The organism is Nitrospinota bacterium, assembly GCA_029881495.1.
Lineage (GTDB): Bacteria > Nitrospinota_A > UBA7883 > JACRGQ01 > JACRGQ01 > JAOUMJ01.
In genome coordinates this window covers 1-7436 of sequence record JAOUMJ010000049.1, presented here as the reverse complement: position 1 = coordinate 7436, position 7436 = coordinate 1, and the positions used below count along the sequence as shown (strand labels likewise).

Annotated in this window: 10 protein-coding genes and 4 tRNA genes; 12 read left to right on the top strand and 2 right to left on the bottom strand. The window is 49.2% G+C overall.

Annotation, left to right across the window (positions count from 1 at the left end; translation table 11 throughout):
* The first annotated feature begins 257 nt into the window (after positions 1-257).
* The 8 genes from tsf (at position 258) to folE (ending at position 5926) form a co-directional block, all read left to right on the top strand.
* Entirely contained in the window at positions 258-854 is a 597-nt protein-coding gene (gene tsf, locus OEY64_12965; protein ID MDH5543854.1) for a translation elongation factor Ts, read from the top strand.
* Positions 855-860: 6 nt separating this feature from the next.
* Positions 861-1586: a UMP kinase gene (pyrH, locus tag OEY64_12960; GenBank protein MDH5543853.1), complete on the top strand. Its 726-nt coding sequence runs from the start codon at positions 861-863 to the stop codon at positions 1584-1586.
* Positions 1587-1589: 3 nt separating this feature from the next.
* Positions 1590-2147, top strand: a complete 558-nt coding sequence (gene frr / locus OEY64_12955) for a ribosome recycling factor (GenBank protein ID MDH5543852.1) — start codon at positions 1590-1592, stop codon at positions 2145-2147.
* Positions 2148-2152: 5 nt separating this feature from the next.
* Positions 2153-2962 (top strand): isoprenyl transferase, encoded by an 810-nt coding sequence (locus OEY64_12950; GenBank protein MDH5543851.1) that lies wholly within the window; start codon positions 2153-2155, stop codon positions 2960-2962.
* A gap of 31 nt (positions 2963-2993) precedes the next feature.
* On the top strand, positions 2994-3782 hold the full coding sequence (locus tag OEY64_12945; protein MDH5543850.1) for a phosphatidate cytidylyltransferase: 789 nt from the start codon (positions 2994-2996) through the stop codon (positions 3780-3782).
* Positions 3779-4924 carry a 1-deoxy-D-xylulose-5-phosphate reductoisomerase gene (locus OEY64_12940; GenBank protein MDH5543849.1) on the top strand — a complete coding sequence of 382 codons (1146 nt, stop codon included), beginning with the start codon at positions 3779-3781 and terminating at the stop codon, positions 4922-4924. The genes OEY64_12945 and OEY64_12940 overlap by 4 nt, the downstream gene beginning before the upstream one ends.
* A 98-nt stretch (positions 4925-5022) precedes the next feature.
* Positions 5023-5298, top strand: coding sequence for an integration host factor subunit alpha (locus OEY64_12935; GenBank protein MDH5543848.1), 276 nt, complete (start codon positions 5023-5025; stop codon positions 5296-5298).
* A gap of 73 nt (positions 5299-5371) precedes the next feature.
* Positions 5372-5926 carry a GTP cyclohydrolase I FolE gene (gene folE / locus OEY64_12930; protein MDH5543847.1) on the top strand — a complete coding sequence of 185 codons (555 nt, stop codon included), beginning with the start codon at positions 5372-5374 and terminating at the stop codon, positions 5924-5926.
* Between the two features lie 80 nt (positions 5927-6006).
* On the opposite strand, the gene OEY64_12925 is transcribed toward folE, so the two are convergent.
* Positions 6007-6315 (bottom strand): MTH1187 family thiamine-binding protein, encoded by a 309-nt coding sequence (locus tag OEY64_12925; protein MDH5543846.1) that lies wholly within the window; start codon positions 6313-6315, stop codon positions 6007-6009.
* 123 nt (positions 6316-6438) lie between these two features.
* Positions 6439-6669, bottom strand: a complete 231-nt coding sequence (locus tag OEY64_12920) for a Fis family transcriptional regulator (GenBank protein ID MDH5543845.1) — start codon at positions 6667-6669, stop codon at positions 6439-6441.
* A 306-nt stretch (positions 6670-6975) separates the two neighbouring features.
* On the opposite strand from OEY64_12920, the gene OEY64_12915 reads away from it, so the two are divergent.
* From OEY64_12915 to OEY64_12900, 4 genes are all read left to right on the top strand, one after another.
* A tRNA-Thr gene (locus OEY64_12915) sits at positions 6976-7051 on the top strand.
* 14 nt (positions 7052-7065) lie between these two features.
* Positions 7066-7150: transfer RNA gene (locus OEY64_12910), tRNA-Tyr, on the top strand.
* 87 nt (positions 7151-7237) lie between these two features.
* Positions 7238-7314, top strand: a tRNA-Gly gene (locus tag OEY64_12905).
* A gap of 40 nt (positions 7315-7354) precedes the next feature.
* Positions 7355-7429 (top strand) — tRNA-Thr (locus tag OEY64_12900).
* The last annotated feature ends 7 nt before the right edge of the window (positions 7430-7436 follow it).

The window sequence follows — 7436 nt, the reverse complement described above, 5'->3', positions numbered from 1 at the left end:
AGCAGGAAAAAGAAGGATATCGAAGTAAAGGCCCTGGAGCAGAAGGAAAAGGAAAAAGCCGCCAAGAAAGTGACCAAGGTAAAAGCGATAGATATTGAAAAGATCGAGGAAGAAGTAGACGTAGACGACTAGCGGATGACGCTGTCGCGATCTGCGTGAAAACAGTCAGTAACTATAAATTTTATTGACCCCGGCGAGCCAGAGACGGCCGGGGTAATTTCGATGCAGACTTATTTGTTTTGCAAAAGGAGAAGAAAATGGCAGTAACCGCGGAAATGGTGAAGGACCTGCGCGAAAAGTCGGGCGCGGGTATTATGGATTGCAAGGAAGCCCTCAAGGAAACCGGGGGGAATATCGACGAAGCGATCGATTATCTCAGGAAAAAAGGGATAACGAAAGCCTCGAAAAAGATGGGGAGAGCCACATCCGAAGGGATTGTCGGCTCCTACATACATGGCGAAGGGAGCATCGGCGTATTGATAGAGGTGAACTGCGAAACCGATTTCGTCGCCAGGAACTCCGTATTCAAGGATCTGGTGCAGGATCTGGCGATGCATGTAGCGGCGGTCGCGCCGACCTGTATATCACCTGAAGATATTCCTGCGGAGGAGATCGAAAAGGAGAGGGAGATACTCTCCGAGGAAGCGAAGAACTCCGGCAAGCCTGAAAAAATCATCCCAAAGATAGTAGACGGCCGTCTCGAGAAGTTCTACGAGGACAAGTGTCTGCTGAGGCAGAAATTCGTAAAGGATTCCGATATGACGATCGACGCGCTTTTGAAAGTTAAAATATCCGAGCTTGGCGAAAATATTTCAGTAAGGCGGTTTGTGCGTTTCCAGCTGGGGGAAAATTAACCAGTAATGCCGAAGTCGAGGTTAAGGTTCAAAAGGATATTGATAAAGCTGAGCGGCGAGTCTCTTGCCGGAAAATCGGGGGAAGGGCTTGATTACGACGCCATCCGTGGAATAGCTGAGGAGCTAAAAGAGATAAAGGAGATGGGCGCCGAGATAGCGATAGTTATCGGCGGCGGGAATATCCTGAGGGGTACCCAGGCGGCAAAGGCGGGGATAGACCGCGTGCAGGCCGATTACATGGGAATGCTCGGCACAGTCATCAACGGCCTCGCCCTGCAAAGTTCTTTGGAGCAGATCGGCGTGGAAACCAGAATGCAGACGGCGGTAACCATGTCGCAGGTCGCGGAACCTTTTGTAAGGCGGAAGGCGATAAGGCACCTCGAAAAGGGGAGAATAATCATCTTTGCTGGCGGAACGGGTAACCCGTATTTTACTACCGACACCACAGCATCGCTCAGGGCGATGGAAATGAAGGCCGAAGTCCTTTTAAAGGCCACAAAGGTGGACGGCGTATATTCGTCCGATCCCATGGTGGATAAAAACGCTAGAAAGTACACGGAACTGAAGTTTATCGACGTCCTTCAGAAAGGCATCAAGGTTATGGACGCCGCCGCCATTTCGCTATGCATGGAAAACAGGGTTACCATCATAGTTTTCAATACGCTTGAAAGAGGGAACATCAAAAGGGTTCTCTGCGGAGAAAAGATTGGAACAATTGTACGGGGGGTATGACGGATGGGAAAGACGATAACGGATGAATCAGCCAGGAGAATGGAAACAACCGTTGCCGATTTGCAGAGGGAACTCGCCGGCATAAGGACCGGCAGGGCGTCTGCTGGGCTCTTGGAGCATGTAACGGTAGATTATTACGGAACCCCGACGCCGATAACCCAGATGGCGACTATAGCCACCCCAGAGGCGAGGCTCATTACGGTTCAGCCATGGGACATGTCCCAGCTTGCCGTTATCGAAAAAGCCATCCAGAACTCAAATCTAGGCATCACTCCCGCCAACGACGGGAAGGTGATACGGCTTGTAATGCCGCCAATGACCGAAGAGCGGAGAAAAGAGCTGGCAAAGATAGCTAAAAAATATGGTGAGGAACACAAGGTCGCCATCAGGAATATCCGGCGCGACGGAATGGACAACGTAAAGAAAAAGCTGAAGGCGAAAGAGATTTCCGAAGACGATGAAAAAACGCTTGAAGCTAAGATACAGAAGATCACGGACGATTACATAAAAAAGATCGACGTGAGCGTAGCAAGTAAGGAAAAGGAGATACTGGAGACCTGATATAAGTGAATAACGATGAGACGTCCATTTGGGAGAGGATAGATAAATCCAGGCTGCCGAAACATGTGGCGGTGATAATGGACGGGAACGGGCGCTGGGCGAAGAAGAGATTCCTCCCGAGGATAATGGGGCACCGCGAAGGTGGTAAAACAGTCGACAGAATTGTTACCCTCGCCAGGGAAATAGATCTAAAGGCGCTGACACTTTATTCATTCTCAACTGAAAATTGGAGCCGCCCTGAAAGTGAAGTAAACGCCTTGATGAACATCCTCAAGGAGTACCTTGTAAAAGAAAAAAAGAGGATGATCGATGAAAACATCAGGTTCAACGCGATCGGCAGGATATCCGATCTCCCCAGCTCGACGCTTGAATATCTGACCGACGTCATGGAAGCTACGAAGCATAATGACGGCACGATTCTTACGCTCGCCCTCAGTTACGGATCGCAGGACGAGATGATCGACGCGGTTCGGTCTATCGGGAGGAAAATAAAGTCGGGCCAGCTGGAGCCTGACGATATTACCGGGGAACTTTTTGCCAACGAGCTTTACACTGCTGGCCTGCCGGATGTCGATCTCCTTATCAGGACCAGCGGCGAACTTCGAATCAGCAATTTTCTGCTCTGGCAGATAGCGTATGCCGAGCTTTATTTTACCGATATCTACTGGCCCGATTTCACCAGGCTGGAGTTTTTGAAGGCGATCCAGGATTACCAGAAACGGGAGCGAAGGTTTGGCCTTTCGGGCGAGCAGATGGCGATGGATAGCGAGGATGGCGTTGATAGCGGCGGGAACGCCGACACCACGCCAGGCTAGAGCAGAAGAATTTTATGGGGGGGCAGCAATTTTGAAACGGGTTATTACCGCGCTGATCCTGGCGCCTCTGTTCATTATCCTTATCTGGTACGGTTCATTCCGGATATTTGCATCTTTTATCGTCATGGTATCGGCGATCTGCTTTTTTGAATACGCCCAGATGGCGGCTGTGAAAGGGATTGAAGTTTTCAGGTTGCAGGGTCTGATACTTGTCCTTATCGTTCCCCTCTCCTTCATAGGCTCGCTTGAGCCAGTTTTTGCCGTTACATCACTGGCGGTAATCTCCATATTCGTCTCGGCCCTTACCGATCCCGAAAAAGGGGTTGAGCGCCTTGCGTACACGATGCTCGGAGTATTTTATATAGGGATATGCCTCGCGGCTCCTATACTGATAAGGGACTTGGCGGATGGTCACAAGCTAATACTTCTTGCCTGTTGCGGCGTATGGGGAGCAGATATCGGCGCCTACTATGTCGGCAGGGCGATAGGCAAAAACAAGCTCGCTCCGAAAATATCGCCGGGGAAAACGATAGAAGGGGCGATTGGCGGAGTCGCACTAAGCATAGCTTCCTGTTTTCTGTTCGCCCAATTTTTCTTTCAAGAAGCGGATACCGCGACAGTCATCGCCTCAGGTCTCATAGGAGGAGTTGTCGGGCCCGCCGGGGATCTCTCTGAATCCATGCTCAAGAGGTTCTTTGGAGTCAAGGATTCGGGAACGATACTTCCGGGTCACGGCGGTCTTCTCGACAGGATAGATGCGCTGATGTTCGCGATGCCTGTCTTCTACGTGTTCCTCGAGTTGAAAGGATTTTCCTTTTGAAAAAGAGAGTTATCATACTCGGCTCTACCGGTTCCATCGGGCAGAGTTGTCTGGATGTCATTAGGCGCAATAAAAAGAGATTTGAGGTTGTCGGTATCACCGCCCACAGCAATCTAGCCTCATTTCAGCGCCAGATAGACGAGTTCAAGCCGAGGATAGCCTCGATATCGAATGGAGCGTCGTATCTTCGGATGAAAAAGAATGTTTCCGGGAAAACGAGGATTCTTGCCGGCGAGGAGAGCCTGATAGAGATGGTCGAGTCGCTGGATGTGGATGTGGTCGTTTCGGGGATAGTCGGTTCCGCGGGACTTATGCCGACGCTGGCGGCGATAAGGAAGGGTGTACGGGTTGCGCTGGCAAACAAGGAGCCGATGGTAATGGCAGGCAAGATCATGACGAACGCGGCAAAGGAGTCAGGCGCGGCGATAATCCCGGTGGACAGCGAGCACTCCGCGATATGGCAATGCCTGAATGGTGAGCCGAGGGAGCGGATAAAAAAAGTAATTCTCACGGCATCCGGCGGCCCGTTCCTGAAAAGGCCGACAAGCGAATTGGGGAAGGTTACCCTCAAGGAAGCGTTAAAACATCCCAAGTGGAAAATGGGGAGCAAGATAACAGTGGATTCCAGTACGTTGATGAATAAAGGGCTTGAGGTCATAGAGGCAAAATGGCTGTTCAACCTCCCCACGGAAAAGATCGATGTAATGATCCATCCGCAAAGCATAGTGCACTCCATGGTGGAGTTCGACGATACTTCGGTGATCGCCCAGATGGGAATGCCCGATATGCGCGTTCCTATTGCCTACGCTCTTTCCTATCCTGACCGCTGGCCTGCCACACTCCGGGGTTTGGATCTTGTTAAGGAGGGGAAACTGGAATTTTTCAAGCCGGATGCAGGAAAATTCCCTTGCCTCGGGCTGGCATATGCAGCATTGAAAAAGGGGGGGACATCTTCGGCTACACTGAATGCGGCTAACGAAGCGGCCGTGGAGCTTTTTCTCGGCGGGAAGATCAGGTATATCGATATTCCGAGGCTTCTGAAGAAGGTTCTCGGCAAAACTGCGCCAAAACAAGATGACAATCTGTCGGCGGTTCTTGAGGCGGGGGATGCCGCACGTGAACTCCTTCTGTCATATGTATGAGGCATGGAAGCCGGTTTTTGGATACATGAGAAAATTTCAATACGGCATTGTATTGAAAAAGCTTATGTGATATTTTAATTGGAGAGGTTGGGGTTAATATGACTAAGATTGATATCGTGAATCGAGTCCTTGAGCAGGCTGGACTTCAGAAGCCAGAGGCCGAAGAAGCAGTTGAGACGATAATAGATTTCATTAAAAAGAGTCTTGGTACCGGTGAAAGCGTGATCTTGAGGCGTTTCGGCTCATTTCAGGTGAGGCAGAAGAACGAGAGAATAGGGCGCAACCCCAAAACCGGCGAGGAAGCGAGCATCACAGCCCGTAAAGTTGTTCGCTTCAAGGCTGGAAAATATTTTAAATCGGCTGTTAACAGTTAACCCCCTGCTCTTCTGCAATTTTAAAACCGGATCAATATAATCGAATAATCTTCCTTTTTGGAGGCGATAACAGTTGAAAGAAGCCGTTAAAACAATAATCAGAAAAATAGGGGAAGACCCTGCGCGTCCCGGATTGGTGGAGACTCCGCAGAGGGTCGAGGATGCGTACAAGTTCCTGACGTCCGGGTACAGTGTAAATATTGACGAGCTCATAGGGACGGCGCTTTTCGATGAACCTTATGATGAAATGGTGCTTGTAAAGAATATTGATGTCTTTTCCCTTTGCGAACACCACATGCTCCCGTTCTTCGGTAAATGCCATGTCGCCTATATTCCGGAAGGGAAGATTGTTGGCCTGTCAAAAATCCCAAGGCTGGTAGAGGCACTTTCCAGAAGACTTCAGGTGCAGGAGCGGCTTACCACGCAGATTGCCGACGCCATCAATAAGCATGTAAAACCGCAGGGTGTAGCCGTCGTTATCGAGGCAATGCATATGTGCATGTCAATGAGAGGGGTAGAGCAGACAAACAGTTTTGCGGTCACATCGTCCATGATAGGAGTTTTCAATACGAACAGCCGCACGAGGATGGAATTTCTGGAGCTCGTGAACAAGCGGAAGGAATTTTAAGGAACTTCCCCTCCCATGTCTCCCATGTGCCACGGAAAAGAACCATCGCGCGTTTGCAAAAGGTTCGGCACGGTTCCCTGTCAGGTTGAGAGCTTTTTTCCCAGCTTTTCCTCAATGCTTTTTATCTTTGAATCGAGTCTGCCCGATTTCCCTTCCCTGTAATCCATCTTTATTATGGTGGATATCCTGGAGCAGTCCTGCGACATTTTTTCAAAACAGGCTTTTACAACTCCCAGTACCTCGTCGATATCACCCTCTATCACAGTACCCATCGGATTCAGCCTGTAGGGGAGTCCGCTTTTGTCGATTATCTCAAGGGATCGGCTCACATACTTGCTGAGACTTTCCCCCTTGTCCATAGGGCTCATGCTGAATTCCAGAAGTACCATTTAATAATTCCTCCAAATCATGTTTCGTTTATAGAAAAATCCGCGTTGAAATATTTAAATTGTCCGGGGGGATGTTTCGCATGTTAAATGGAAAAAGTGGTAGTAGCTGTTTGTTTGGTCGATTCAATCGGTGTGTATCTTGTAATCGGTTATCTTTTTTCTGAGGGTATTGCGGTTTATCCCCAGAATCCTGGAAGCGTCAGATTGGTTGCCGTCTGTCTCCTTCATCACTATCTGGATTAGCGATTTTTCGACCAGTCCTATCACCATCTTGTGAAGGCCGCCGTTTCGCATTGTTTTGATTTTGGACAGATGTTTTCGTAATTCTCCTTCGAGAAGGTTATTTAATGTCATATCAACCCCAAACCCCTAAAGGTTTCCCTCCAACCAATCAGACGAACTCATGAAATTTCGAAATAGGGTTATGATGTTATCAAACCTGTTTCTTTTGTCAATGGTAGATTTCAATTTTCTCCCTTTCGCGCCTACTTGCGCCGGCATTTTTCCAATTGCGCCTTGGAGGCTGGGAAGATTAAAATGAGGCAAATAGGTGTCAGTGATTCTGACAGGCCGGATACATGTTTTTTTTTAGGCTTTAAATATTTTCCTTGACACTATTTCCGGTTAAACATATCATCTGTGTTTACTATTTTTGAGGCCGCTGGCGTAGCTCAGCTGGTAGAGCAGCTGATTTGTAATCAGCAGGTCGTAGGTTCGAACCCTATCGCCAGCTCCATAAGATGGGGACATGGAGAGGTACCCGAGTGGCCAAAGGGAACAGACTGTAAATCTGTCGGCTATGCCTTCGGAGGTTCGAATCCTCCCCTCTCCACCACTAAGTGGCGGTTTTAAGGGTAGTTAGGGAGAGCAGGGGTCGGCAAGTAATTTGGATTGGAAAAGGATATATATAAAGGAAGTAAGCGCGGGAATAGCTCAGCTGGCTAGAGCATCAGCCTTCCAAGCTGAGGGTCGCGGGTTCGAATCCCGTTTCCCGCTCCATTTTTTTGTAGGGTTCAGGGTATGAGGATTGGAACACAAAGCCCACGTAGCTCAGGGGTAGAGCACTTCCTTGGTAAGGAAGAGGTCATGGGTTCAAATCCCGTCGTGGGCTCCAGTAGTAG

Coding starts and splice junctions, on each gene's coding strand:
- OEY64_12925 (MDH5543846.1), bottom strand. CDS start 6,315: ATGGTACTTCTGGAATTCAGCATGAGCCCTATGGACAAGGGGGAAAGT.
- OEY64_12935 (MDH5543848.1), top strand. CDS start 5,023: ATGACTAAGATTGATATCGTGAATCGAGTCCTTGAGCAGGCTGGACTT.
- OEY64_12920 (MDH5543845.1), bottom strand. CDS start 6,669: ATGACATTAAATAACCTTCTCGAAGGAGAATTACGAAAACATCTGTCC.
- tsf (MDH5543854.1), top strand. CDS start 258: ATGGCAGTAACCGCGGAAATGGTGAAGGACCTGCGCGAAAAGTCGGGC.
- frr (MDH5543852.1), top strand. CDS start 1,590: ATGGGAAAGACGATAACGGATGAATCAGCCAGGAGAATGGAAACAACC.
- pyrH (MDH5543853.1), top strand. CDS start 861: ATGCCGAAGTCGAGGTTAAGGTTCAAAAGGATATTGATAAAGCTGAGC.